The 25,023-nt window shown below is 47.2% G+C and carries 24 protein-coding genes; 16 read left to right on the forward strand and 8 right to left on the reverse strand.

Going from position 1 to position 25,023, the window contains the following annotated elements:
• Positions 1 to 275 precede the first annotated feature (275 nt).
• Positions 276 to 464: a hypothetical protein gene (locus AC1VYS_RS02270; protein WP_441926827.1), complete on the forward strand. Its 189-nt coding sequence runs from the start codon at positions 276 to 278 to the stop codon at positions 462 to 464.
• A 111-nt stretch (positions 465 to 575) separates the two neighbouring features.
• Here AC1VYS_RS02270 and AC1VYS_RS02275 read toward each other — a convergent pair whose 3' ends face one another.
• The 3 genes from AC1VYS_RS02275 to AC1VYS_RS02285 all read right to left on the reverse strand — a co-directional run bounded on the left by AC1VYS_RS02275 (position 576) and on the right by AC1VYS_RS02285 (position 5,042).
• Complete coding sequence (locus tag AC1VYS_RS02275; protein WP_482912818.1) at positions 576 to 2,408, reverse strand: bifunctional diguanylate cyclase/phosphohydrolase; 1,833 nt, start codon at positions 2,406 to 2,408, stop codon at positions 576 to 578.
• A 370-nt stretch (positions 2,409 to 2,778) separates the two neighbouring features.
• On the reverse strand, positions 2,779 to 3,372 hold the full coding sequence (locus AC1VYS_RS02280) for a DUF5317 domain-containing protein (RefSeq protein ID WP_482912819.1): 594 nt from the start codon (positions 3,370 to 3,372) through the stop codon (positions 2,779 to 2,781).
• 242 nt (positions 3,373 to 3,614) lie between these two features.
• Positions 3,615 to 5,042 (reverse strand): hypothetical protein, encoded by a 1,428-nt coding sequence (locus AC1VYS_RS02285; RefSeq protein ID WP_482912820.1) that lies wholly within the window; start codon positions 5,040 to 5,042, stop codon positions 3,615 to 3,617.
• A 277-nt stretch (positions 5,043 to 5,319) separates the two neighbouring features.
• Between AC1VYS_RS02285 and AC1VYS_RS02290 the strand changes: the two genes are divergently transcribed.
• The 6 genes from AC1VYS_RS02290 (at position 5,320) to AC1VYS_RS02315 (ending at position 11,688) form a co-directional block, all read left to right on the forward strand.
• Positions 5,320 to 6,351: a BMP family lipoprotein gene (locus AC1VYS_RS02290; protein ID WP_482912821.1), complete on the forward strand. Its 1,032-nt coding sequence runs from the start codon at positions 5,320 to 5,322 to the stop codon at positions 6,349 to 6,351.
• Between the two features lie 350 nt (positions 6,352 to 6,701).
• Positions 6,702 to 8,201, forward strand: coding sequence for an ABC transporter ATP-binding protein (locus AC1VYS_RS02295; protein ID WP_482912822.1), 1,500 nt, complete (start codon positions 6,702 to 6,704; stop codon positions 8,199 to 8,201).
• A complete protein-coding gene (locus tag AC1VYS_RS02300; RefSeq protein WP_482912823.1) occupies positions 8,198 to 9,265 on the forward strand; it encodes an ABC transporter permease in 1,068 nt (355 codons plus the stop codon). Before AC1VYS_RS02295 ends, AC1VYS_RS02300 begins: the two co-directional genes overlap by 4 nt.
• Positions 9,249 to 10,172, forward strand: a complete 924-nt coding sequence (locus AC1VYS_RS02305; protein ID WP_251509755.1) for an ABC transporter permease — start codon at positions 9,249 to 9,251, stop codon at positions 10,170 to 10,172. The genes AC1VYS_RS02300 and AC1VYS_RS02305 overlap by 17 nt, the downstream gene beginning before the upstream one ends.
• A gap of 18 nt (positions 10,173 to 10,190) precedes the next feature.
• The gene (locus AC1VYS_RS02310) at positions 10,191 to 10,862 is read left to right on the forward strand and encodes a sulfite oxidase-like oxidoreductase (RefSeq protein WP_482912824.1); all 672 of its coding nucleotides are present in this window, start codon (positions 10,191 to 10,193) and stop codon (positions 10,860 to 10,862) included.
• 1 nt (position 10,863) lies between these two features.
• On the forward strand, positions 10,864 to 11,688 hold the full coding sequence (locus AC1VYS_RS02315; protein WP_482912825.1) for a nucleoside phosphorylase: 825 nt from the start codon (positions 10,864 to 10,866) through the stop codon (positions 11,686 to 11,688).
• 89 nt (positions 11,689 to 11,777) lie between these two features.
• Here the strand turns inward: AC1VYS_RS02315 and AC1VYS_RS02320 are convergent, their stop codons facing one another.
• Positions 11,778 to 12,656 (reverse strand): hypothetical protein, encoded by an 879-nt coding sequence (locus tag AC1VYS_RS02320; protein ID WP_482912826.1) that lies wholly within the window; start codon positions 12,654 to 12,656, stop codon positions 11,778 to 11,780.
• 159 nt (positions 12,657 to 12,815) lie between these two features.
• Here AC1VYS_RS02320 and AC1VYS_RS02325 point away from each other — a divergent pair, with 159 nt between their 5' ends.
• From AC1VYS_RS02325 to nfsA, 9 genes are all read left to right on the forward strand, one after another.
• Positions 12,816 to 13,004: a hypothetical protein gene (locus AC1VYS_RS02325; RefSeq protein WP_482912827.1), complete on the forward strand. Its 189-nt coding sequence runs from the start codon at positions 12,816 to 12,818 to the stop codon at positions 13,002 to 13,004.
• Between the two features lie 93 nt (positions 13,005 to 13,097).
• Positions 13,098 to 13,583: a GNAT family N-acetyltransferase gene (locus AC1VYS_RS02330; protein WP_482912828.1), complete on the forward strand. Its 486-nt coding sequence runs from the start codon at positions 13,098 to 13,100 to the stop codon at positions 13,581 to 13,583.
• Between the two features lie 314 nt (positions 13,584 to 13,897).
• Positions 13,898 to 14,203, forward strand: a complete 306-nt coding sequence (locus tag AC1VYS_RS02335) for a metal-sensitive transcriptional regulator (protein ID WP_482914887.1) — start codon at positions 13,898 to 13,900, stop codon at positions 14,201 to 14,203.
• A 57-nt stretch (positions 14,204 to 14,260) separates the two neighbouring features.
• The gene (locus tag AC1VYS_RS02340; RefSeq protein WP_482912829.1) at positions 14,261 to 14,461 is read left to right on the forward strand and encodes a copper ion binding protein; all 201 of its coding nucleotides are present in this window, start codon (positions 14,261 to 14,263) and stop codon (positions 14,459 to 14,461) included.
• A gap of 235 nt (positions 14,462 to 14,696) precedes the next feature.
• The gene (locus AC1VYS_RS02345; RefSeq protein WP_482912830.1) at positions 14,697 to 17,252 is read left to right on the forward strand and encodes a heavy metal translocating P-type ATPase; all 2,556 of its coding nucleotides are present in this window, start codon (positions 14,697 to 14,699) and stop codon (positions 17,250 to 17,252) included.
• Positions 17,253 to 17,549: 297 nt separating this feature from the next.
• Entirely contained in the window at positions 17,550 to 18,473 is a 924-nt protein-coding gene (locus tag AC1VYS_RS02350; RefSeq protein WP_482912831.1) for a hypothetical protein, read from the forward strand.
• Positions 18,474 to 18,703: 230 nt separating this feature from the next.
• Entirely contained in the window at positions 18,704 to 19,882 is a 1,179-nt protein-coding gene (locus AC1VYS_RS02355; RefSeq protein ID WP_482934462.1) for a YhgE/Pip domain-containing protein, read from the forward strand.
• Positions 19,883 to 20,042: 160 nt separating this feature from the next.
• Positions 20,043 to 20,639, forward strand: a complete 597-nt coding sequence (locus tag AC1VYS_RS02360) for a TetR family transcriptional regulator (protein ID WP_482912833.1) — start codon at positions 20,043 to 20,045, stop codon at positions 20,637 to 20,639.
• Complete coding sequence (gene nfsA, locus AC1VYS_RS02365) at positions 20,632 to 21,375, forward strand: oxygen-insensitive NADPH nitroreductase (protein WP_482912834.1); 744 nt, start codon at positions 20,632 to 20,634, stop codon at positions 21,373 to 21,375. The genes AC1VYS_RS02360 and nfsA overlap by 8 nt, the downstream gene beginning before the upstream one ends.
• Positions 21,376 to 21,632: 257 nt before the next feature.
• Here the strand turns inward: nfsA and AC1VYS_RS02370 are convergent, their stop codons facing one another.
• The 4 genes from AC1VYS_RS02370 to AC1VYS_RS02385 all read right to left on the reverse strand — a co-directional run bounded on the left by AC1VYS_RS02370 (position 21,633) and on the right by AC1VYS_RS02385 (position 24,673).
• A complete protein-coding gene (locus tag AC1VYS_RS02370) occupies positions 21,633 to 22,442 on the reverse strand; it encodes a TatD family hydrolase (RefSeq protein WP_482912835.1) in 810 nt (269 codons plus the stop codon).
• Positions 22,443 to 22,545: 103 nt separating this feature from the next.
• On the reverse strand, positions 22,546 to 23,574 hold the full coding sequence (locus AC1VYS_RS02375; RefSeq protein WP_482912836.1) for an ABC transporter ATP-binding protein: 1,029 nt from the start codon (positions 23,572 to 23,574) through the stop codon (positions 22,546 to 22,548).
• Positions 23,575 to 23,624: 50 nt separating this feature from the next.
• Entirely contained in the window at positions 23,625 to 24,383 is a 759-nt protein-coding gene (locus AC1VYS_RS02380) for an ABC transporter permease (protein ID WP_482912837.1), read from the reverse strand.
• A complete protein-coding gene (locus tag AC1VYS_RS02385; protein WP_090918785.1) occupies positions 24,383 to 24,673 on the reverse strand; it encodes an MTH1187 family thiamine-binding protein in 291 nt (96 codons plus the stop codon). Before AC1VYS_RS02385 ends, AC1VYS_RS02380 begins: the two co-directional genes overlap by 1 nt.
• Between the last annotated feature and the right edge of the window lie 350 nt (positions 24,674 to 25,023).

Consider the following 25,023-nt stretch of genomic DNA (forward strand, 5'->3'; position numbering starts at 1 on the left):
AGGCTGTACCTTTTCCACAATGAGGTTAATGGGATCATTATAACGCAACCATGTCCAAGACCCTAGTCCAAGCTGTTCTGAGGAAAGTGAGGAGCATCACGGAGTATTTAGAAGGATATCTAAGAACACGGAGGGGTGAAATGCTGTCATGCTAGGTGAGGGTTGTTGTTCTCTGCTCAGGAGGGCTCTGCCCGTTTTCGCTATGAGGGAAGGTCCTCTATACTTATATAGAACGCAAAATCATTACAAAACATGTTAAGGAGTGACGCAACAACATGAGTCAAGAAGTATTGGAACGTCGCAGTGAATTGCTCAAGAAGAACATTCACCAGATGCTTGTTCAAGACAATCAGCACGGGATCAGTCGCCAAGACAACATGTTTTTGCAGCAGATGATTAAAGAGCTGCATCAGACCTCGCATGAACTGAATACGATGAGCAACGAAGAGTCTTCACAGAACTGAATTAGGTTGGATGTGTCTGATGCATCAGGTCAAATTTCACATCACGTTGAAAATGAAAATGGCGCTATCCCTCTAGGGGGATAGCGCTTTGGCGTTGAAGCAACTATTGCCTTACTGCAATAATTGATGGGCTGTCCGTTTCTCAATATAACGGATGAACAACTCGGCAAGTTCTGGGTCGAACTGTGTGCCTGAACAAGCCCGCAACTCCTGTATGGCTTCATCCACGTTTTTGGTCTCCTGATACGGTCGCTCGGTGGTCATGGCATCAAAGGAATCGATCACGGTCAGCATCCGGCACAGCTTAGGGATTTCATGACCTTTCAGGCCATAGGGATATCCTTGACCGTCATATCGCTCATGATGCAGTTCAATATACGGGATCAGATCCGCGAAGCGATCATTCGTCATCACCATTTTTTTGCCCCAGGTCACATGGCCTTTAATCGTATCCCATTCCTCACATGTTAACTTTTCTTTTTTGTTCAGGATAGACCAGGGGATCTCCAGTTTACCAATATCATGGATCAGTGCTCCGAGTATAAAACGTCGTTTCTCTGCATTGTCCAATTGAAGCACTTCGCTGATATCAAGCGCGTATTTGTAGACCCGTTTGGAATGTTTGAACGTATCCATATCCTTGTACTGGAACAGGTTCAACTGCTGTTCGATGTCGCGGACATCCTGAACCAGATCAATTTCGTGCTCCATGCCGTCGTTGCTGCCGTGGCGATGCACGTTGTTTTTGCCCTGCTTTTTGGCATAGTAGAGCGCTTTGTCGGCTTGATCCACCAGTTGAGACTTGTTATACATATCCACTTGGTATGCAGCAATTCCGGCAGAGAAGGAGAGACAGCCATGCGGCAATACCTCGACGCCTTCAAAAGGGGTATCATTCAGCTGTTTGCGCAGCTTGTTCATGAATCTGTAGGACTCATCGAGATCCATGTCTGGCATCAGCAACGTGAATTCTTCCCCACCATATCGAAAAGCGGTAACCGGCGTGCCTTCGGTCTTGCGAATAAGAAAATCCCCAAGCAGTGCGAGCAGGCTGTCACCCTGAAGATGACCAAACTGATCGTTATATTTTTTGAAATCATCAATATCCAGCAGGCCCAGACAGAGCGGAGTTCCTTGCGTACGTGCCTTGTTCAGCTCCGTCTCCAGCATGCTCTCGAAATAACTGTGATTGAACAGGCCTGTGCGTTGATCCGAATTCGCTTTCTCTTCAATGGACTGGTACATGATGAACAGCTGCTTGAACGCATGGGACAACAGAATGCTGAGACTCAGATATAAAAATAGACCAAGCACGCCGTTATGTACAACCAGAATGGTGAGCACGAGCGCCAGGATTAATGTACACAGATACACCAGGAGCGATTCGGTCACGAATGCCCGTTTCATCTGCTGTAATGCATCCTTAGTTGAGAAATGAAAGAACAAGCCTAGCGTGATCGTGTTAATAATAAAATAGGCAGCCAGAGCTGCAACGTAAGGAAGCAAATTGTAACTATCGATAGCTCCCACCTGACCACCCGTCCATTCAAATACGGTAGCAGCCCCGGTGATCATGAGACTGTAGATACTGAAATTGACGATATGTTTCCACCAGGCCAGCTTGCGGTCTTTGATTAATAAAATGATGGAAATTGGTAGTAACACCGAGAGGCTAAATGCCCCGCCAAACATAAATATGCAGGCCAGATACACAGAGGAATCCATGGATTGCTGGTTGCCCTTCGGGGGAATCTGGAATGTAAAATAGTCGAGGATAAGCGCGGCTCCCAGCATGGTATAAACCATGACCCAGTCAGTTGTAGTCAAGTGTACATAAGACCACTTGTTCATATAGATAAAAACGCCAATCCCGGTGCAGCTAAGCAAAAGTACATAAATCATGCTTCGATCTGCTTTTTGGATAAGGTTACGTATAAAGTTCATAGAAAATCTCCTGCTTGGGTTTAGTCATCTCGTGATGTTAAATATAAACGAACGGTGCAGTGTTTCGACCTCTTTGAAGATATCAGACTCCTGCTCGATGCATTTATATTGGTTATTCTTGTATAGGTATATACTATATATTTTTTTAACATAACAAGATCGCTTCCAAAAATCCAGCAAGAAAAAACAGGCCGCTCGCAGCCTGTTTGTCTGTTATGGCGGCAAAGCCTAACCGCCAAGCTTGTATCCCGAAGTAAGTGCTACAACGACAGACGCTACGATGATGGCGTTGATAACAATGCGGGAATATTTGATGCCCTCGAATTTCTTCATGGAAAAGACCTCCCTTCCTTGGAGTCTGGTCCGATGCTCACTGGGTCAGGTATGTTTCTGCAGCTGATACATCTTCTTTGCCCCGCTTTACCATCATGAACTGGATAAACAGGAATATGCCAACATTCATTACGACATCACCGATGCTGATGACCTGTGTTCGTGGATAAGGACTCGATAACGGGATAATGTCACCGAGAAAAGAAAGGTGAGTTGACGCGTCCATCATATAGTGTTTGGATACGGCTCCACCTTCTCGAAGTAAATCGACATAATAGGGCCCGAGCACAGCAGAAGCTTCCACGGAAACAGGCATGCGGCCACCATTAACAGCCATGACGATGAAGTTGAGAAACACCCCGATCCAGATCAGTGTAAAACCCTGATGATGTCTGTTGAGCCATAGAAAGATGAGGCCGGTGATATAAACGGCAGCAAAGAGATAACCATTAATGGATGCCACCCAGCTCCATCGCTCCTGCATATAGAAAATGCCAAACTGGAAAAGTAACAGCAGCGGAAAGATCCAGCCGCCGCGTAGCTTGAGTGTTGCAAACTGGTTGAGCCCGTAACGGACCCCGCCTCTGAACAGACCAACAATCAAGCCGATCAGAATACCGTCGTATACCATGATTAACCCCTGTTCTTGCGGATGTGCGCAACGATACTTGCGTGTTTGTGTACATAAGAAATTCGACCTGATATTGGCAATTCCTGCATGGTCAAAATGATTTTTTAGAAGAAATTTGTATATGTATACATAAAAGCCGTCTTACCAAAAGATAAAGGTCGAAACCTGAACCTAATTTGGTAAAGACGGCTTTATGTTTTGCTAAAAAGCGAGTGTTTCATTCAATGGTTGTGAACCATAATTTACTCGGAACCACCATTTAAGTAATTAAAGAAAGGCTGGTCGACCCAGAAGTTGTACGAAGTAATGTCTGCTTCAGGAGCCAGTTTGCGGAAACCTTCCTGAATAGCCTTGGCATTCTCTTTCAACGAGAATGATTGGGCATAATAATGACCAAGCGTAATTTTGTTGTTCGTAATCACCGGGAAGTTAGAGAGCGCGGTTGGTGAGTAATACAGTGGCTGCCACCAAGAATTGATAATCAGTGGAGATTTGCTGTTGCTATTCTTTTTGGCAAACTTCAGTACGATGTCATTGAAACGGGCTTTGTCCGCACTATTGTTAAATTCAAACTGAATGTCATATTCCTTCGCATAAGCGATGTAGTTGCCATTTTCAATCTGCGTAACTTTGTAATCTGGTGTTTCTTTCGGCTCGCCCCACTCTTTCAGATAGATGAAGGCAGATGTTTTCGGTTGGAATTGTACATCGGCATCGATGCCTTCACTGCGAAGCAGACCGATCAGTTGCACCGCATGATTGATGCTGTCATGACCATAAGTTAACGTCAGTTCATCGATAAAGTTGGAGTCAAATCGGCTGTCTTTCAGGTTGTAACCTGTAACGAGATCTTCACGCAGCGCCTGATCCACAATTTTTCGGAGTTCAGGAGCTTCAATCAAATCAGCTGTGCGATATGCAGCATAGAGCTTGGAGTAGATATCTGCATCATTGGAGCGTCCGATTTCATTTTTATATTTACCTTGGCTGATCAACACACGTCCGAGCAAAATATTCGCTGCATCCTTGCTTGCTGCTCCGCCCTTAACTAGAGCAGGATACAGACTCTCTGGAACCAGTCCAGTATTAATAGCTGCTGCCAGTTCTTGTCCCGCTTGTCCTTGCAAACGATTAGGCTTGATACCCGCTTTAGCTAGTGTTTTGGCTGTTTTGTCAGCAGGATAAGTGTATGCCAGCTCTTTGAAACCAGCTGCTTTGACGGCGAGGAATACCGCTGTATAAATGCTCAGTTGATCTTTCGCACGTACCTCCGTTGTTGCTAACACACCGTTGTTAAACAGAGCAACAGCTGCATCATAGACATCGTCACCCGACTTAAGGTCACTGAAGGCAGGTACCTTTGTGGCATCCGTACTTGTAGTGGGAGCGGAACTTGCTTCCGTAATGGCTGCTATGGCTTTGATAAAATCACCCTTGGATGATTGCTGTGGCAACTGAATACCGTACTTGGCTTGCAGGAATTGAGCGAAGTCTGCTGCGCTTTCCGTGTAGACAGTAGGTGCTTTTGTTGCAGGGGTGTTCACTTGTAGTGTTTTAGGCGCAACCGGAGTTGCGGATGCTGCAGAAGCAGAAGCGGGCAGACTGAGACTGCCGAGGGTTACCGGAGCGGCGAGCAGGGCCGCCAGCGTAATCTGGGTGATCTTTTTCAAATGAAATGCCTCCTTAAAATGGGGTGAAAATGATAGGGGAATGCGGCATAATTCTGACAAATCCTATCAGAAATATTATAATTGGATTGACTTTAGCACGGAGTCGCGCCAAATGTCAACGAAAAAAAGCCAGTCATAACAAGGCTTCCAGAGGCTGGAAATCTCTGTTCCTGCGATGATCTTCCATATGAGTGTAAACGCTGAAAGTTTTATTGACAAGGATCGACATTATCCGCTAGGATAATAAAAAAGATTATTGAAAAGGGGAATTTTCAAAATGAAAAGAGGTTTATCGTTCGTCTTATCAATTGTAATGGTCGCTATTTTGCTGGCTGCTTGTGGGAATTCAGCTTCTAAAGACGAACAATCCGCTCAAGGCGGTAATTCTGAAAAATCCCTGCGGATGGCACTGGTACTTCCTGAAAAAATAGGGGTTAACCCTTTCTTTGTACAAATGGATGAAGGCTTCAAAAAAGCAGGTAAAGAGTTCAAAGTTGATACGAAAACGATCGAGTCTACAGACCCTGCAGCATTCGAGCAAAACCTTCGTGCAGCTGTAGCTGAGAATTATGATCTGATTATTACAGCAACGTTCCAAGCAGAAGATGCACTCAAAAAGGTTGCTGCCGAGAATCCAAACAAGTCGTTTGCGATTGTAGACACAGCGATTGATCTGCCTAACGTTCGTAGCGTTGGTTTCCGTGAATATGAAGGAGCGTACTTGCTTGGTGCGGCTGCCGGATTGTCCACTAAAACAGACAAAGTGGGTATGGTCGCTGCAATGGACATTCCTTTGATTAAGAAATATACAGAAGGTTTCAAAGCAGGTCTGGAGTCCGTTAATCCAAAAGCAGAATTCCTGGTGAACTATGTTGGTGGTTTCAATGACCCGGCTAAAGCGAAAGAATTGGCACTGGTGCAATTCGGTAAAGGTGCTGACTTCATCGCAGGTGCATCTGCGGTAGGTGATCTTGGTGTGTTCGAAGCAGCGAAAGAAAAAGGCTTCTATACTTCTGGGCAAGATACTGATCGTACAGTAGAAGATCCGGAGCATATCGTACTGTCCCAGTTGAAATCAACGGATACCGTTGCTTATGAGACCGTGAAAGATTTTGCAGAAGGTACATTCAAAGCAGGTGCGGTGAACTACGGTTTGAAAGAAGACGGTGTAGGTCTGACATACGTTACGCGTGACAGCGAGTCTCCGCTCAATGCATTTGTGGGTCAAGAAGTTATCGACAAAGTAAAAGCAATCAAAGATGACATCGTATCCGGTAAAATTGTAGTTAAAGACCCATTGCAACAATAGTTAGGATATAAATCACTTCTTATATATGATCTGAAATATTTCATATGAAGAATGAGCAATAAACCGATATGTAATCAATTTAGTTAGCCGGCTGCCCAACCAGGCAGCCGGTTTTGCTACTGTTTACAGTGACCTTATATGTTGAACGTAACGTTTACACGATAACGGAGAGGACAGAAGAAACCTGGAGAAGCGGAGCGTTCGCCTTTATCCCCGGATTTTCTCCTTTATAGAAGGTCGTTCAAAAAATCCGGGGATAACAGTGATCGAAAGGTTGTTCTGTCATCGGAGTGCCCAGTGTAACCATTTCACGTTGAACTTATATTAACCGAGAGGAGCGAGCGCAAGATATGTTGTTGGAGATGGAGCACATTACGAAGAAATACGGCAGCTTCACAGCGAACAAGGATATCCATTTTAATCTGCGCGAGGGGGAGATTCATGCTCTCGTGGGGGAGAATGGGGCGGGTAAAACAACGCTGATGCGTATGCTGTACGGGATGGAGCAGCCCACATCAGGCACGATCAAAGTCCGTGGACGCGAGGTTAGCTTTGCTACACCATCTCATGCCATGGCCAGCGGAATTGGTATGGTGCATCAGCATTTCATGCTGTTTCCATCCTTTACGGTAGCAGAAAATATTGTCATTGGGCGTGAACCGGCGGCAGCAGGTGTATTTGACCGGAAAAAAGCAGCGGCACAGGTCAATGAATTGGGCCGACGATATGGAATGCCAGTAGACCCGTGGAAGAAAGTCGGGGAATGTCCCCTGGGTATGCAGCAACGTGTAGAGATCCTCAAAGTACTGCATCAGGGAGCAGACATCATTATATTGGATGAGCCTTCAGCGGTGCTCACTCCGCTAGAAGTGAAAGAACTGCTGACAAACATGAAATCACTCGCGAAGCTGGGCAAAACTTTTGTCATCATCACACACAAGCTGCAAGAGGTCATGGATGTTGCGGATCGAATCACCGTACTTCGAGATGGACAAGTTACGGGTATATTAGAAGCAAAGGATACCAATGTCGAAGAACTATCGCGCCTGATGGTAGGACGTGAACTAGTTCGGATGGACAAGCCGGCATCTGTTCCGGGTGAGGATGTGCTTCAGGTTGAAGGTGTTCATCTATCGGGAGCCAAAGATCGGTCTGCCCTTAAGGATATTCATATGCAAGTTCGCAAAGGTGAAGTGGTCGGGATTGCGGGCATCTCGGGCAATGGTCAATCCGAATTGATTCAGGTGATCGCCGGGTTGCGGAAGCCGGATGGAGGCCGAGTGCTTTTATCCGGGCAGGACACGACCACCTGGCCGGTGCGCCGGATTCGGGAGCATGGTCTCGCCCATATTCCGGAGGACCGCTATATGTGGGGGGCCGCGAAGGATGCCAGCGTGAAGGAAAACGGACTGATGGGACATCATCATCGGTTGCAGAAACGCGGCATGATCAAAGCCAAAGCCGCCAAGGTGATGGTGGAGAACTGGATCAAACAGTTCAGCATCAAGACAGGCTCGGCGGAAACAAAAGCCCAATTTCTATCAGGTGGTAATCTGCAGAAGCTGATAGCTGCACGTGAGTTTGCACAGGATACACCGTTTCTGATCGCGGCAGAGCCTACGCGCGGAGTTGATATTGGCGCAATGGAGACCATCCATGCCGAATTGTTGCGCAAACGGAATGAGGGAGCGGGTATCTTGCTGATCTCGTCCGAACTGTCGGAAATTTTGCAATTATCGGATCGCATTATCGTCATGTACGAAGGTGAGATTGCCGGAGAACTTCCGGCAGCGGAAGCGACTGAAGAACAGATCAGTTTGTTAATGGCAGGAGGGAAAGAGCGGGTATGAATCGGGTAAAAGAAACACTTCGCGGACTTGTACAGCCGCTGCTTGCCGTACTGATCGGCTTGCTCGCCGGTGCGATTGCCATTCTGGTCGTGGGCGGTAATATCGTCGATACGTATGCCGAGATGTGGAAAGGGGCCTTTGGCAACTTCTATTTCTTCACTAATACACTAGCGCGTGCAACGCCGATTATTCTGGCGGGGCTTGGCGTGGCACTGGCATTCCGTGCCGGATTTTTCAATATGGGTGCGGAAGGCCAGATGATTCTGGGCGGACTCAGTGCGGCGCTTACGGCGCTTTATCTGCCAGGGCCGGGCTGGTTCGTATGTGTTGCTGCGATTGTGGCGGGGATTGTCGCCGGCGGTCTTTGGTCTCTTTTTGCAGGCTGGCTGGATGCGCGCTTTGGTATGAACTTGTTAATTACAACATTGCTGCTTAACTATATTGCGACGTATTTCGGTGGATATATGGTTTCGTATCCATTTAAAGATACGACAGGATCGGCAGCGATGGCACAGACACCAATGATCGATCAGAGCGTCTGGCTACCGAAGCTGTTTCAGGGCATGGGACTGCATGCTGGCTTCATTATAGCGATTGTGGCGGCGATACTGATTTACTGGTTTACGCATAAAACGGTAACCGGTTATGAAATTCGCATGCTCGGTAGCAATCCATCCTTTGCAGCTTATGGCGGCGTTCGCCGGATTCGCATGATGATGTTATCCATGGTCATCAGTGGTGGACTTGCGGGGCTTGCGGGTGCTGGCGAAGTGCTCGGTACACAGTATCGCTTTCTGGATGGCTCGTTATCCTCGGCAAGTTATGCGTGGAGCGGCATCATGGCGACATTGCTGGCGCGCTCGCACCCACTGGGTACAGCTGTAGCGGCTATTCTGCTCGCAGCTTTGCAGACAGGTGCGATGGGTATGGAGCGGAATACCGATGTACCACTCGAAGTTGGCAGTGTAATTCAGGCCGTTTTGACGTTGTTTGTCTCAGCACAGATCGGTTATTCCTTCCTGAAGCGGAGAAAGGAGAAAAAGTCCAATGCAACAACTGTTTGATGCAGCCATGTTTGGCTCAACCTTGCGGATTATGACGCCGATTCTGCTCGCAGCACTTGGCGGGGCTTTATGCTCGCGCGTCGGTCTATTCAACGTAGGTCTGGAAGGGTTGGTGCTGATCGGGGCGTTCTCCGCGATTGTGGGCAACTATCTCTTTGGTAACGTACTGCTCGCGGTACTGTTTTCGATTATTATCGTGATGCTGTTCTCGGCGCTCTTTGCGTTTATAAGTATTAATCTCAAGGCTAATGCCATCGTCGTCGGTATATCGTTGAACTTTCTGGCGGCGGGACTTACGACCTTTGCTCTGCGGGCGATCTTTGACGTAAAAGGTGCATACTACGACAAGAACATGGTGGGCCTTCCGAAATGGGACATTCCATTGATCAAGGATATTCCTTGGGTAGGCACGGTGTTTTCAGGCCATAGTCCACTCGTATATCTCGGTATTATTATTGTTATTGCTCTACAGTTCTATCTATTTAAAAGTGTGTCCGGCTTCCGTCTGCGTTCCGTGGGTGAGAATCCGATTGCAGCACAGAGCATCGGCATCAAAGTACGCGGTATTCAGTATGGTGCTGTACTGATGTGCGGCGTACTGTGTGCACTGGCTGGAGCGCAGCTGTCGCTTGGTCAGGTGACGATGTTCACCGAAGGCATGACCGCAGGTCGCGGTTTCATCGCTTTGGTTGCTACGATGCTTGGACAAGCGAATCCGCTTGGTGTTATGGGTTCCAGTGTGCTGTTTGGATTCATGGAAGCACTCAGTATTCGTCTGCAAGGCTTCTCTCTGCCAACGCATTTCACCATGATGTTGCCGTATATTGTGACACTCGTGGCGATGTTCTTTTTCAAAGACCGGACGTATGCGCAGGATGCATTGAAAGCGGGCGGAAGCTCGCGTTAATAAGGAGGAATCAGGGACGTGCATAACAAGGCTGAGCGTTTGAAAAAAACCAAAACACCACCACCGAAATCTGGCGCCGATTACGGAGATCGGTTGCCGCCAGGTCAGGTGCTGACGGAGAAATTCCCGATTTTGCATGAAGGGGAAGTGCCGGAGTATGACCTTTCCACTTGGGACTTGAAGGTTTTTGGTGAAGTCGAAGAAGAGAAGGTGTTCTCTCTGGCTGAGCTTCAAGCGATGCCGCAGGTGAACATGGTAAGTGATATTCACTGCGTTACCCGCTGGTCAAAGTTTGATACACCGTGGGAGGGTATCCGCTTCTCTGAGTTTATGAAGCTTCTGGGTGTTAAACCGGAAGCAAAGTATGTCATGATTCATGCGGATCATGACTACGAGACGAATGTGCCACTTGAAGAGTTGATGCATGAGGATGTATTGCTTGCGTTCAAATATAACGGTGAACCTCTTACGCCGAAGCATGGGTTTCCTTTGCGCTTAGTGGTGCCACAGCTGTATTTCTGGAAAAGTGCGAAGTGGGTGCGCGGGCTGGAGTTCATGACGGAGGATCGCAATGGTTTCTGGGAAAGCAACGGTTTCCACCATTTTGCCGATCCATTCAAGGAGCAGCGATTCTCCGGTGAGGATCTGCCGATTCCTGAGGATGAGTGGACGAAGAAGGAGTTTGATTAAGATGTTGATGCCGATTTTACAGATTCATTCGGAAGATATGCCAGCATATGCCATCGTGTGCGGGGACCCGGCTCGTGCGGAGAAGATTTCCCGCAAGCTGGGTGACGTTCGAGAGCTGGCATTCAGCCGCGAATATCGCACATTTGTAGGTGTATATGAAGGCGTACAGATGGCTGTAGTCAGTCATGGTGTTGGTTCACCTGGCGCAGCTGTGTGCTTCGAAGAACTGATTCGTGCAGGGGTGAAAACCCTGATTCGTGTAGGCACGGCAGGATCATATACAGCAGATTACCCAGCGGGAAGCGTTATTGTCAGCACAGCAGCTGTGCGCTCCGACGGACTGACACGTCAGCTCGTACCGGAGGGTTTCCCGGCGGTGGCGGATATCGATGTGACCAGCGCATTGGTCGCTGCTGCTCGTAAGGTGGGCAGTGGTACAGGCGATGTAGCAAGTGCTGAGGCAGGAACAGAAGCTGGAGAAGTATTAGAAGTAGGAGCAGGCGCTACCAAGGTTGGCGTGGGGATCACGGTAACACTGGATGCATTTTTCACAGGGGTGGAGGAGATTCCACACCGCAAGTACAAGCAGGCTGGAGCACTTGCAGCCGAGATGGAGATTGCGGCACTGTATATCGTAAGCACCTTGCGTGGTGCACGGGCAGGAGCCATCGTGGCCATTGACGGCTTCGCAGACAGTGATCTTGCTGCCGAGTACGATCCGCATACCGATGCGGTCGCTCAGGCCGTAGAGCACGAGATTGAAGCTGCGCTTCGTGCGCTCGCTGCTCTTGCTCGTGAGGATCAGGCATTGGCAATAATCGAATAGATTATACAAAATGGCGTCCCGAAAGGTCATAACTTGACCACGGAGACGCCATTTTATGTTGTCGTTTTAAAAAGCGAGGATCTTCACAGTTATTTATAGACAATATGCATGGAGTAGAAAATCCCATCGGAGTTGAAGCGGCCCTCCACGGTAGGGGCTCCTTTTTTCGTAAACAAGGCACGATCAGAAGGAAATGCTTTTTTTTCCACCATATGACCATTCAGATCTATTCCGAACAGTAACTCAGCTTGTGCCACACCGCTATCCTGTAATTGTCTTGCCGTGATAGCTTTAATTTTTTTATGATACTCATCAACAGCTTCCTGTCCTTTGTTAAAATAATCATCTGCCAGAGCTCTTGCATTTACAGCAACAACTTTATGCGTAGCCCTGTCCACCCCGATCCAAGTACCGTACGCCTCATCGGTGTACATGAATTCAAGAATTTGTTTCTTTCCTTTGTGCTGTAACACAGCACCCTCCAGTTCTCCCGATGGTAAGTCAAGTTTGCTGAACACTTCTTCGGCTGCTTGAATGTCTTGTTCGGCAACGTCATCCATGTCTATGTTCTGCTGAGTGTAGCTGATTTTGTTATTTTCAATGTAAACGGCGATTTCTTCTTCTTGGATATGTCCAGATTGAATATTACCCTTTAAGTCCACGAGCAATTGGCTTGGGAAAGGTGTGCCAAGGACGTTAAAATCCCAGCCGTAATCCTCAATATAACTGCCTTGAACGAGCTTGTACGTTTTTTTGGTCAGTTTTTTGAGTGTTTGTTCTGCTTTTTTAACAACCGCAGCTGACGCCTTTGTGTTTTTATTTAATTTTGTTGATGCGGTGGTAGCCGTCGTGGCTACTTCAGCCTTTACTTTTGCAGCGCTCGCTGGAGTGGTAAACGGAGCAATAGATATTGTGCCGATCATTCCTGCCAGAGCAATAGAGCTGATTACTTTGTACATGGGTCTCACAATAAAATACCTCCAAGTCGAAATGAATTGTCTATCTATTTATATAACTGGTTGAGGTGGTGTTATTGTGACACTTATCTTCGAATGATTTTGAAATTATCGGGTAATTATATACAGGAACAGAATCCAACATGAGATTGCAAAAGGAGGACTTACACGATGACACAGAACAATCAACCTCAGGATGAAGCAAAACTCCGCAATAAACTGGATGAAGATGGTGACTCCTTGATGGAGAAGAAGAAGATCTTGAATGGCGTGGACATTGAGCCACAGGCAGATGATTGGGCAGCTAAACCATCTCCGGTTGCTTATAACGAAGATATCAATACATCCTCCAAAGAATAGATTAATCGACAGAGCAGGTACCGTATGGTATCTGCTTTTTCATCCTTGTATAATGTTGTAAATACATAATAAGGAAGGATGAGGGGAACGAATATGAAGAATGGCATAGAGATTCGAGATGCACAATCTACTGATTATCCGGGTGTTTCCACGTTATTAGATCAATTGCACGAGTTACATGTGCAGGCAAGGCCGGACATTTATAAACCTTTGCAACCCAGGCTAGGGGAAAAGGAATATGCTGATTGGCTCGCATCCGATCAGCGTTATCTCTACGTGGCGGAGTATGTTGAGGACGGAAAGATTGTCGGCTTCAGCAGCGCACAACTGAGCATCATTCAGGATCATTCACTTTTTACAGATCGCAGGATGTTATATATCCATGAACTCGTGGTGGATTCTATTCATCAAGGACATGGAACAGGCAAACGATTAATGCAGACCGTGTTGGATCTGGGGAGAGAGCTTCAGGCAGACCACTTAGAATTAACGGTTTCTACATTCAACTCGCATGCACAGGCTTTTTATGAACAGATGGGGCTAAGGGTACGTAGCAGTAGGATGGAATACCCCTTGTAATTGTAAGCCTACCAGTGAAAGAAGTCTGAGTATCAAGATTACATACACAAAATGTTCAATAATAAATAAATATAAATCGCTTGAATACCCCGTGGGGGTATGTTAGTCTAGAAAAAGAACGAACGAAAAGGGGTGTTATGATGGATCATCAGAGCCATCCCGAAGAGTCTGCATTTGCAGCGAAGGGTTCAACGGATGCTTTGAACGCAGAGCCACGAGCGCAGGCGAGTGTACATGAAGGCACAGTTTCGGTATCAAGTGATGGTACAGGTATAGAACAGCAATCAGATCAACAAGCGGATTCATGCCATGCCATGAACCTCGACAAAGACGGCAAGCCTATTCGTAAAAGCCACCATTCTCAGGAGATGAAGGGCAATCTCATCTCTCGTTTGAACCGAGTGGAAGGCCAGATTCGTGGCATCAAAGGTCTAATTGAAAAAGACACATATTGTGATGATGTGTTAACACAGATCGCTGCAGCACAGTCCGCGCTGAATTCGGTAGGTAAACTTTTGCTGGAAGGGCATATGAAGAGCTGCATTGTGGAACGTATTCAGGCGGGTGAACACGAAGTCGTGGATGAATTGCTGGTTACCGTTAGAAAATTAATGAAGTAATGTGCAGATGATAAACGAATAAACACCAATACGAACATAACCAAGGAGGAATAGAACATGTCTAATGTTACGTTGAATGTCAAAGGAATGTCTTGCAACCACTGTGTGAAGTCCGTTGAAGAAGCGGTGAAAAGTGCAGGAGCAAATGGTGAGGTTGATCTGGCTGCCGGAACAGTAGCTGTAGAGTACAATGAGCAGGCGGTTACAGTGGATCAGATCAAAGCGGCAATTGAAGATCAAGGATACGACGTCGTTTAATGGATTCGAGGGAATGGTTCACTAATGAAATATAGCAGTGCAGGCTTAAGCCGTATGTGATTATGGAGCCTGGATCAAGCCAGGATAAGAAGTGGAATTCGGGATGCTCCGGTTTTCCTTTTAAAAGGATTACAATCCTCAACGGACTTCATCACACAGGGACGGTTTAAGCCTGATTTTCTGTCTTTTGCATACCCCTATAGGGTATTTATTCTTTTAGAAAGGAGCTGACATGATGACAACAAATGCATCTGAAAATATAGAACCTGCATCAACGCTTGCACCTACGGGGAATTCAGGTTTGAAGACAACCCTGCACATCACAGGCATGACCTGTGCGGCCTGCTCTACGCGTGTGGAGAAGGGATTGTCTCGCATGGAAGGGGTACATGAGGCTAATGTGAACCTTGCCATCGAACAGGCAACCATCTCCTATGATCCCAAAACCACCAGTGTGAACGCGCTACGGGACAAAGTCGCGGCACTTGGCTACGGTACGGTGACGGAATCCGTTGATCTGGACATTACGGGCATGACTTGTGCGGCCTGCTCTGCACGTATTGAGAAGGGACTTTCACGGTTGCCAGGTGTTATCCAAGCTAATGTGAATCTGGCGCTGGAGACCGGACATATTGAATATGCTGCGGGTGCACTCAAATCTTCCGATATTACAGCCAAGATTAAACAGCTAGGCTATGGCGCCGAATTACAATTGACACAAGAGGAATCCACCTCTGTTCGTGAACGAGAACTGCAGCATAAGAAATGGAAGTGGATGATCTCCGCACTCTTGTCTATCCCGCTACTGTGGGCAATGGTAGCTCACTTCTCCTTTACCTCTGGCATTTATGTACCGGAACTGTTTTTAAACCCATGGTTCCAGCTACTTCTCGCTACGCCCGTGCAATTTGTTATTGGGTGGCAGTTTTATGTAGGGGCATATAAGGCGCTTCGGAACGGTAGTGCGAATATGGACGTACTTGTGGCACTCGGAACCAGCGCAGCCTTCTTCTACAGTCTGTATCTGACGGTAACGAGCGGGTATTTACCTAGTGCCGGTATGGGCCAGGGCATGAATCATGGTGCAATGGGAACGGATGTAGGCACTGCTGCAGGAGCTGCGGCTATGCCAATGGTGGAACTATACTATGAGACCAGTGCGATTCTGATTACATTGATTTTGCTTGGAAAATGGTTCGAGGCTGTGGCGAAAGGGCGTTCTTCACAGGCCATCAAAAGCTTGATTGAACTAGCACCGCGTGAAGCACGTGTCATTCGTGACGGACAGGAAGTTCTGATTCCGGCTTCCTACGTAGCTGTTGGCGATCTGGTTCTGGTGAAGCCCGGAGACAGCATTCCGGTGGATGGTATTGTCGAAGAGGGCCAATCCTCTGTCGATGAATCCATGCTGAGCGGTGAAAGCTTGCCCGTGGATAAAAAGCCTGGCGACCCCGTCACGGGTGCGACGCTGAACAAAAACGGTGTTCTCCGTATTCAGGCAACTCGTGTGGGTTCGGATACTGCTCTATCGCAAATTATCAAAGTCGTCGAACAAGCGCAGGGATCAAAAGCGCCTATTCAGCGGATTGCCGATGTGATCTCGGGCATTTTTGTCCCTATTGTGGTGGGAATCGCCGTACTGACCTTTTTGATCTGGTATCTGTTTGCAAGCCCAGGAGACTTCGCCGGATCACTGGAAAAAGCGATAGCTGTGCTTGTTATTGCCTGTCCGTGTGCGCTTGGGCTGGCCACACCAACCTCTGTTATGGCTGGATCGGGCCGTGCGGCTGAATATGGCATTCTATTTAAGGGTGGTGAGCATCTGGAGTCTGCTCAGCAGATTCAGACGGTGGTGCTCGACAAAACAGGCACGGTTACTCAAGGTAAGCCTGTATTAACTGACGTTGTTGCCGCACCGGGCTGGACAGAATCGGAACTGCTGAAGCGTGTTGGAGCGGCAGAGCAGAGCTCTGAGCACCCGTTAGCCGAGGCGATTGTGAATGGCATTCGGGAGAAAGGTCTGCTTTTGGAAACAGCAGCATCGTTTGAGAATATTCCTGGTTATGGCGTCCGTGCAACGGTATCTGGTGAGGAGATTCTCGTGGGAACACGCCGCTTGCTGGCGGATGGAAACGTAGATGTACCGGAGGAAAGCATACAGCAGATGAACGCTTTGGAGGAACAGGGGCGTACCGCGATGCTGGTTGCTGTTCAGGGTCAGTGGGCAGGCATTATTGCGGTGGCGGATACGATCAAGGATACCTCGCGCGAGGCCATCGGACGGCTTCAGGCTATGGGGATCGATGTTATTATGATTACAGGAGATAATGAACGGACAGCTCGCGCGGTAGCGGAGCAAGCGGGAATCCGCAGTGTCCTGGCAGAAGTTCTCCCTGAAGGCAAAGCCGCAGAAGTGAAAAAATTGCAGGAGAGCGGTTTGAAGGTAGCTATGGTCGGAGATGGTATCAACGATGCGCCGGCACTCGCTACAGCGGATATCGGCATGGCGATTGGTACCGGAACGGACGTAGCGATGGAAGCGGCAGATATTACATTGATGCGCGGTGACTTGAACAGCATTGCGGATGCTATCGAGATGAGCCGCCGCACGATGGGCAATATCAAACAGAACCTGTTCTGGGCACTCGGCTACAATGTGATTGGTATTCCGATTGCGGCAGTAGGTTTTCTGGCTCCATGGCTGGCAGGTGCTGCAATGGCATTTAGCTCGGTATCGGTTGTGCTGAACGCACTACGTTTGCAGCGAATGAAGCTAAAGAAGGCATCCTGAATGGATTCTTACAATAGTGTGATGTGTAAACAGGAGTTATCGTAAGCGAGCAAGGGTTAAAAATTTGAAGATGCACGGTTTGCTTACTGCGAACCGTGCATTTTTGCGATTTGTGATAGCTCCATGTGTAGCACTTTAAAATCATGGTATTCAACAAATGTGGTATTGTTATTAATGTAAAATGTAAAATAATAAATTTATTAACAGGAAAGGTACTTTCCATGCGATCTACATTCTGTTTTTATAACAGGACATAAATTTTATTCATATGTACAGATGGGAGATTTGGAGGGGAATATGAGAAAAATTGTGATGATATTATCTGCAATTTTATTGATTATTACAATTACTGCTTGTAATAAAAGCAGTGAAGCAGAATCTGATTTATATCCAGATAAAATGAGCGGGGAAAGCGAGATTTTACTTTATCATGTAGCCAAACAACAGATAGGGACATACAACAAAGCCACATTTCAATGGAAACCACTATATGATAAAGAAAACGTATTTCAATATGTATTTGGGAACATGAGTAAATGGATTGTAAGTGGTCATAGTATCGAAAATAGTTTCGTGTTGTTAACCGTTAGTGAAGATCAGAAGAAGATAGACAAAGTTTTAGGAATGCAGAATAATCAGGATGCTTTTTTTCCATTAGCAGATGATGGGTCAAACTATTATTACGTGTTATATGAAGATGAAAAAAATGCTAATGAAATAAATAGAAGTATATTCAAATTTGATGATAAAAATAATATGGAAGTCCTATTAAGTACAAACGAAATGATAACTTCAGGAGTTATTATTGAATCTACAATATATTACACGGCTTACAATCAAAAAAATGATCGTTACACAGCGTATTCTTTTGCTTTAAATGAAAAAGGGACAGATGTGAAGGCAAAGGTGGTTAAGAGAGGACTTACTACAAGTGGGTTATATAATGTCAAAGGTGAGTTATATTACTCAAGTGAAAATAAAATATTTAATGATAGACGAACATTTAATAAAAAAGATGAAAACTTTTTTGTAGATCATGTACTAGTGCAATTCAATCAAGATGCAAATCAAGATTTAGTTTGCATTGTGGTGAATACAGAAACGAACGAGGAGCTAGGACGATACCAAAGACCAGTTAATTTTGAAAAAATAGATAATACGATTGTTATTTACTGTGAGGATGGTTTGTTTACTTTGGATATTGGGGGGCAACGTAGGTAAAGGAGTCAGGTTGTATTGTTTTGACTTCAAATCTGTAATGTTGTGGGGATTTTTTATTTATATTGATAAAATATACTTCTATGAAAATTAAACCAGCTTCATTCATGAAAACTTGGCTAAATTTTCTGAATGTTACGAAAGTATATTGACAATATAGACATATACCTTTAAAATTTAAACGATTGTTTGATTCAAACGAATGTTTAAATCAAATTAGAACTATTTTGAAGATGGAGGAACTAAATTATATGCTGCAGGCTCTACGTACATTGTTTAAAAAACCACCAGTGATTATTGGTATTGTTACTGCACTGATGTTCCAGGTTATTTTTAGCGTGATCTGGATGACCGCATATTCCGGCGTGAACGATCGGACCAAAGAATTAACCGTAGCAATTGTGAATGAGGATGGTGAACTCTCCAAAGGGATTGCGGATCGATTGGCAGAAACATTGCCTTTCCATACCGTGGCTAACCTGAGTGCCTCTGAAGCACTGGATCAATTGAATCATCATCAAGTGCATATGGTGCTGGACATTCCAGCAGGATTTAATCAATCCCTTCAAACGGCTGGCGCTACAGCCGAGATCAAATATACGATTAATGAAGCCAATCCGGTAACGATCAAAAGCATGATGCAAGGTGTGTCACAGAGCGTGACCAACACCATAAATAAACAAGCTTCCGCGCAAGGGGTACAGACCGTTCTGACCGCTTCCGGTGCTCCAGCGGATCAAGCAGCTCAGGCCGCTGCGAACCTGACCCATCGTGTCGAAGGCAAAACGACATCGATTAATCCGGTGAACGGTATGAACAATCAGATGGTGCCGATGATGATGGTGCTTGCGTCTTATGTAGGTGCTATGATTATGGGCATGAATCTTCAGGTGGCTATGGGCATGTTGTCTTCGACGTATTCCCGCCTGACATTATTCGGCGCTCGGGTCATCATTAATGTAGGCTCCGCTCTGGTTGTTTCCTTGCTGGGATCTTCTCTGATCGTGGCGCTGGGTGGGCAGATTGCACAAGGATTCGTGGCCTTCTGGTTGTTCCAGGCACTGTTCCTGTGTACGTTTATGTTCTTCTCCCAGTTCTTCCTGATCTGCTTTGGGCCGGCAGGAAGTGTGTTTAACATCATCTCGTTGTCCTTGCAACTGGTGTCGTCCGGTGCGATGGTGCCGCGTGAATTGTTGAACAGCTTCTACGGCGGAATTGGTCATTACCTGCCTGCAACCTATGCGGTTCAGGGTATTCTAAGCGTGCAACTGGGTGGCCCTGGCGTGAAATCTGCCGCAGGTTCCATCGTTGTCGTACTGTTGATTGCTGTTGCGCTGTCGCTTGTTGTGACGCTACTCAAAAAAGGACGCAAACCGGCTGGTATGCCAAATCCGGCTCCGGCAAATAGCTAATATATAGCAAACATCATGAAGCTGTAACGTTTATACCAAGCACCCCGGTGATTTTCATCGGGGTGCTTGGTGTAATATAATAGATGGGATGAAGTGAGTTGCTACAGTCTGGGAAGAAGACTGTAGCAACTCACATGAACGGATAAGAGGAGAGAAATAAATGACGGAACCGGAATTGGATATCAAAACGCGGATATTGCTTGCAGCGAAAAAACTTTTTGCATTACAAGGGTATGACGGGACGAGTGTTCGTCAAATCTGTGATGAGGCGGGAGCGAATGTGTCGCTGGTGTCTTATCATTTTGGCGGTAAAGAGAAGGTGTTCGATGCGCTATTTGAGCATTTTTTCCCCGAACATATCCTGAGTATGCTGGCTGCGGAATCGATGTCCCCGATTGAAGGTATCCGCCGAATTGTTGGTGAAGTCGTGAAATTTACGATGACGGATCGCGAGATGAGCGACATTGTACAGTTGGAGATTACGCTGCGTACTCATCGGACTGCAACAGTGTTTCAGTATCTGGATCCGGTCTGGAATAAAGTGAGAGAGTATTTGCAGCAAGGTAAGGACCAGGGACTGTTCCAGATCGAATCTGCATCTTATGCCATGCTTCAGGTTATGGGTGTTGCCCTTGCACATAAGCGGGCCAAGCACTCACGGTTTGATTTTGATTATCAGGATATGAATACAGAGGAACTTGCCGAACAGACGGTGGAGTTCGTACTTCGAGGATTGGGAGTGAACAGCCATGAATGAAACGATTGAACTGATGATGAAACACCGCTCCGTACGCAAATTCAAGCCAGACCCAGTCAGTGAGGAGCAACTCGCCGCTATAGTAGCGGCAGGGCAGATGGCATCCTCTTCAAGCAACGTACAGGCCTATTCGATTATCGCTGTGACAGATCAGGAACAGAAAGCCAAACTGGCTGAACTCGCCGGGGGGCAGGCTTACGTCAATGAATGTCCGGTCTTTCTCGTATGGTGTGCTGACCTGTACCGATTGAAAGATGCAGCGGCGCGTCATCTTCCGGAGAAGGAGTCTTATGCGGACTCCACCGAAAACTTTATGGTAGCTACGATTGATGCTGCCCTTGCTTCTCAGAATGCCGCTCTTGCAGCCGAATCGCTCGGTTTCGGGATTGTGTATATCGGCGGAATACGCACTCGTATTGAAGAAGTAGCAGAATTACTTGAATTACCGGATGGCGTTTATCCGGTATATGGCATGTGCATCGGAGTCACAGATCAGGAAACGGGAATTCGTCCACGTCTGCCGCTAAAGGCTGTATTACATCATAACCGCTACCAACCAGAGCAAACTTTGGAAGGTGTTCAAGAGTATGATGTGACCACGTCAGAATACCTGAAAGAACGTACCCACGGTGAGCGTACAACGCCATGGTCTGAACTCATGGCGAAACGTCTTACCGAGCCTGCACGTCTGCAAGTGAGAGCATTTCTGGAACGCAGAGGGTTTCTGAAACGCTAGTACGACACTGAAACGGTGCCATTGTCCCATAGTACAAGATATAAGCTGCACCATTTGTACAATTCACTAACATTATGATCTAGATCAGAAGCCAATTCAAAAGTCAGTTTAAAAGCCAGTAGGACGGGATTGAATAGCCACTCCAGAGTCAGTTGGGATCACCGACGGTTGACTAACAGAGTGCTATTCCATCCTGAGTCCGACTGGCTTTTTGCATGCGTATGTCCTTGTTCAAAGTCGCTTTAAATCTCCTTCGGTTAATCCGGCAGATGATAGAAACGTTTGGTATTTCGGTAAAAAAGTCGTGTTGCCCGCTCGGTTCCCATACCGGTAATCTCGCTCCAGGCCTGAATCACCTGACGTGTCATCACGGGGTGTGTCATTCGTCCCTGAAACGGCCCTTCGAAGGGCCAGGGACCATCTGTTTCAGCCATGACCTGTTCTGCTGGATATTGCCGGGCAAGCTCACGAATCTCCGTCTCGTATAGAATATCGGGTGTGAAGGAGATGAAATATCCGTTGTTTGCCATACGCCGAATCGTTTGTTTCGATCCTTTGAACCAGTGAAAGTGGGCACGTGTAAACTGATGTTTCTCCAGCAGGTTGCAGGCTATATCAGCATCTTCATACACCGCATGCAGCACGACAGGTTTATGGTGTTTCTTGGCGAGTATGATGAATTGCTCCAGCAGATCAACATATCCGCTCTGGTCAAAGCTCAGGCCTGTTCGCTGTGCTTCTTCACGGCTGTAATAGGGCAAGCCTATTTCTCCAATAGCAATGGCATGCCTGATGTGTTCTTCGATCCAGTGAAAAAACTGCTCCTGCTCGGTGAGGGATGGCAGCGGTTGTTCGGGATGATATCCAAATGCCGGGTAGATATAACGCGGATGCTGTTTGGCAAGTTCCAGATTGGACTGAGCGGAAGCCAGATTCATGGAGACTGCGATCATGGCCAAGGCCTCCTGTGACCTGAAGCTGAGCAGTATCTCCTGCTGTTCCTCGGGGGTGTATTGATCCAGATGGATATGGGCATCAATCAGCGGTGCAAACGTTTGGGAATGCATGAGAGAGTTCCTCCTTGTACCAAAGGTATTTATATATGTAACGTTCCATTTAAATGTATTGGATCACTCAAATCAGGAAAAATATAACTAAAACCCGCGCTATCTAAGATAGGCGGGTTTTCTGCTGTTCTTCTTTCATCCACTGGGCAATCTGCCGTTTGCGTTCAAGAAAGGCTGGTGCTTCCGTGATGTCATCTCGTCTCGGGCGGGCAAAAGGAACCGCAACTTCGTGCAACACGGCTGCAGGCCGGTTCGATAACACATAGACACGATCCGCGAGCAGCAGTGCTTCCTCGATATTATGGGTGATGAACAGCACCGAGCGGCGATTCTGTTCCCAGATATCCAGCAGCCAGCGCTGCATGTCGCTCCGCGTCAGGGCATCGAGCGCGCTGAATGGCTCATCGAGCAGCATCAACTCCTGCGGGCTGAGTAGCGCACGCAGGAAAGCGGCACGTTGCTGCATCCCGCCTGACAGCTGATGAGGGTAAGCACGCTCGAATCCGGCAAGGCCAACACTGCCCAGCCACTGTCTTGCCTCAGCAAGTGCTTCGGCGCGTGGGGCAGGCTGAGCGCTTGGAGCAGCGAAAGCCGCTGCTGAAGCAACTTCGCCAGCTAGCATCACATTCTCCTCAATGGTTCGCCATGGAAAAAGGGCAGGCTGCTGCGGCATGTAGCTGATATGTCCGCGTTGTCCGGTAACCTGCTTACCGTTCATGAATACCTCTCCATCCTGCGGCTTCAGCAAACCACCGATGATATGAAACAGGGTGCTTTTGCCACAGCCAGAAGGGCCTACGATGGCGACGAACTCCCCTTTTTCCACGGTCAGGGACAAACCATTCAGTACAGGCAGTTTACGCCGTCGTTCTTTAAAGGACACATGCACATCAATGATGTCCAGCGCAGGTGGAACAGGGGCGTACCCCAAACTGTTCGTTTTATCGTGATCCAGGCTTAGAGCCCCATCAGTCGCTTTACTGTCCGTCCATGTGGAAACGGAAGAAGGTACTGCTGGTGGTACAGATTCCGCTATGGAACCCTGAGTAGCTGTGGCAGCTACGCCGTCATCCCCGGGTCGTGTGCTTCTAACTTGTGCGGATTGCACAGGTTCATTCGGGTATCTTTTCATAGGGAATCACATCCTAATGTCCATATTAGGTTAACCTTTGATATGCAGAACTACCGCTTCTGTGGGCGCCAGCGCACAAGTAGCTTCTCTAATAGCGCAATGAGCAGGAAGAGCAGAAGACTCAGCGCCACAATAATCATAATGGCGACAAAAAGGCGATCCGTACGGTAAGCCGACTTCTGTAACATCATATAATAACCGATACCTTTATCCGCTCCGATCCACTCGGCAATGATGGCTCCCATTACGCTGTAGGTAGCAGCGATTTTTACGCCGGAAAATACAGATGGCAGGGCATGGGGCAACTCCAGTTTCCAAAAGATATGATGGCGCTTCGCACCTGCCATACGCATATAGTTCATCATCGCCGCATCGGTGCGTGTTAGTCCATCCATGGCCGCAACCGCCACTGGGAAGAAGCAGACCAGAATGATCGTAATCAGCTTGGGCAGTAGGCCAAAGCCGAACCAGATCAGCAGGAGTGGTGCGAGTGCAATGGTTGGAATATTTTGACTAAGAATAAGTAATGGGTACAAGGCTGATTTGAGAAAAGGAATCAGATGCAGCACCATCGCAATCAGCAGGCCAACGGCTGTCCCTGCCGCGAAACCGATAAGTGTTAACTGAATTGTCGCAGAAGCATGCATACCGAGACGATCAGCCTGAGAAGCTGCTTCATGAGCAATGTCAGACGGTGCAGGCAGCATCCATTTCTCAATATGGAACAGGGAGACCGCCCCCTGCCATATGGCAATAAAGAGAATAACCGCCACAAGGGGCGGCCATACACTTTTGAAATAGGTGAACATTAGCGATATTTCTCCGTCAGTGTATCCATGCTGAATCCGTCCGGACTGTGTGCGATTTTGATCTGGGAGATGATGCTGGGGCTTCCAGCTTCCACAAGCACCTCGTGCATTTTGCGGACAACCTCCAGCAGCTCATCCAGTTCACCCTCCATCGTGGTGTCGAGTGCATTGACCTGATATTTCAGGCCCGATTGTTGAATAACTTCGATGGCGCGGTCTACGTAAGGATAGGAGTTCTCGCCGTTTGGCGTTTTGGGAATCACCTGTATGCTGAGCAATGTACTTGCCATGAGAGAAAATTCTCCTTTCGAGTGTGAGTAAAATGAAAAGTTGATCGTTACACGTGCCACTTCAATGCCAGAGTAACTTCCCGATTGCTGTAATCTTCAAGCTTTTTGAACCATTCTATATAAATTTAACTAAAGAAAGTTTACACAGACAATCCGATGACAGAATAACCTTCCAATCGCTGTTATCCCCAGATTTTTTGATTCCTTTTCCAAAGGGGAAAATCCGGTGATAAAGGCGACCGCTCCGCTTTTTCAGGTTTTTTCTGTCCTCTCCGTTAATGTGTAAACGAGTAGTTCAACTGATGTAGAAAGGGGAAACTCGGCGGATTTTATAAGCGATCGCTTCGCTT

It is taken from the genome of Paenibacillus sp. G34 (assembly GCF_056856875.1).

Bases quoted from the DNA above. Each gene is read 5' to 3' on its own strand.
- AC1VYS_RS02370 (WP_482912835.1), bottom strand. From the start codon at position 22,442: ATGCATTCCCAAACGTTTGCACCGCTGATTGATGCCCATATCCATCTG.
- AC1VYS_RS02385 (WP_090918785.1), bottom strand. From the start codon at position 24,673: ATGGCAAGTACATTGCTCAGCATACAGGTGATTCCCAAAACGCCAAAC.
- AC1VYS_RS02275 (WP_482912818.1), bottom strand. From the start codon at position 2,408: ATGAACTTTATACGTAACCTTATCCAAAAAGCAGATCGAAGCATGATT.
- AC1VYS_RS02330 (WP_482912828.1), top strand. From the start codon at position 13,098: ATGAAGAATGGCATAGAGATTCGAGATGCACAATCTACTGATTATCCG.
- AC1VYS_RS02315 (WP_482912825.1), top strand. From the start codon at position 10,864: ATGTTGATGCCGATTTTACAGATTCATTCGGAAGATATGCCAGCATAT.
- nfsA (WP_482912834.1), top strand. From the start codon at position 20,632: ATGAATGAAACGATTGAACTGATGATGAAACACCGCTCCGTACGCAAA.
- AC1VYS_RS02325 (WP_482912827.1), top strand. From the start codon at position 12,816: ATGACACAGAACAATCAACCTCAGGATGAAGCAAAACTCCGCAATAAA.
- AC1VYS_RS02380 (WP_482912837.1), bottom strand. From the start codon at position 24,383: ATGTTCACCTATTTCAAAAGTGTATGGCCGCCCCTTGTGGCGGTTATT.
- AC1VYS_RS02340 (WP_482912829.1), top strand. From the start codon at position 14,261: ATGTCTAATGTTACGTTGAATGTCAAAGGAATGTCTTGCAACCACTGT.
- AC1VYS_RS02350 (WP_482912831.1), top strand. From the start codon at position 17,550: ATGAGAAAAATTGTGATGATATTATCTGCAATTTTATTGATTATTACA.
- AC1VYS_RS02375 (WP_482912836.1), bottom strand. From the start codon at position 23,574: ATGAAAAGATACCCGAATGAACCTGTGCAATCCGCACAAGTTAGAAGC.
- AC1VYS_RS02295 (WP_482912822.1), top strand. From the start codon at position 6,702: ATGTTGTTGGAGATGGAGCACATTACGAAGAAATACGGCAGCTTCACA.
- AC1VYS_RS02270 (WP_441926827.1), top strand. From the start codon at position 276: ATGAGTCAAGAAGTATTGGAACGTCGCAGTGAATTGCTCAAGAAGAAC.
- AC1VYS_RS02335 (WP_482914887.1), top strand. From the start codon at position 13,898: ATGAACCTCGACAAAGACGGCAAGCCTATTCGTAAAAGCCACCATTCT.
- AC1VYS_RS02280 (WP_482912819.1), bottom strand. From the start codon at position 3,372: ATGGTATACGACGGTATTCTGATCGGCTTGATTGTTGGTCTGTTCAGA.
- AC1VYS_RS02305 (WP_251509755.1), top strand. From the start codon at position 9,249: ATGCAACAACTGTTTGATGCAGCCATGTTTGGCTCAACCTTGCGGATT.
- AC1VYS_RS02300 (WP_482912823.1), top strand. From the start codon at position 8,198: ATGAATCGGGTAAAAGAAACACTTCGCGGACTTGTACAGCCGCTGCTT.
- AC1VYS_RS02355 (WP_482934462.1), top strand. From the start codon at position 18,704: ATGGAGGAACTAAATTATATGCTGCAGGCTCTACGTACATTGTTTAAA.
- AC1VYS_RS02360 (WP_482912833.1), top strand. From the start codon at position 20,043: ATGACGGAACCGGAATTGGATATCAAAACGCGGATATTGCTTGCAGCG.
- AC1VYS_RS02290 (WP_482912821.1), top strand. From the start codon at position 5,320: ATGAAAAGAGGTTTATCGTTCGTCTTATCAATTGTAATGGTCGCTATT.
- AC1VYS_RS02345 (WP_482912830.1), top strand. From the start codon at position 14,697: ATGACAACAAATGCATCTGAAAATATAGAACCTGCATCAACGCTTGCA.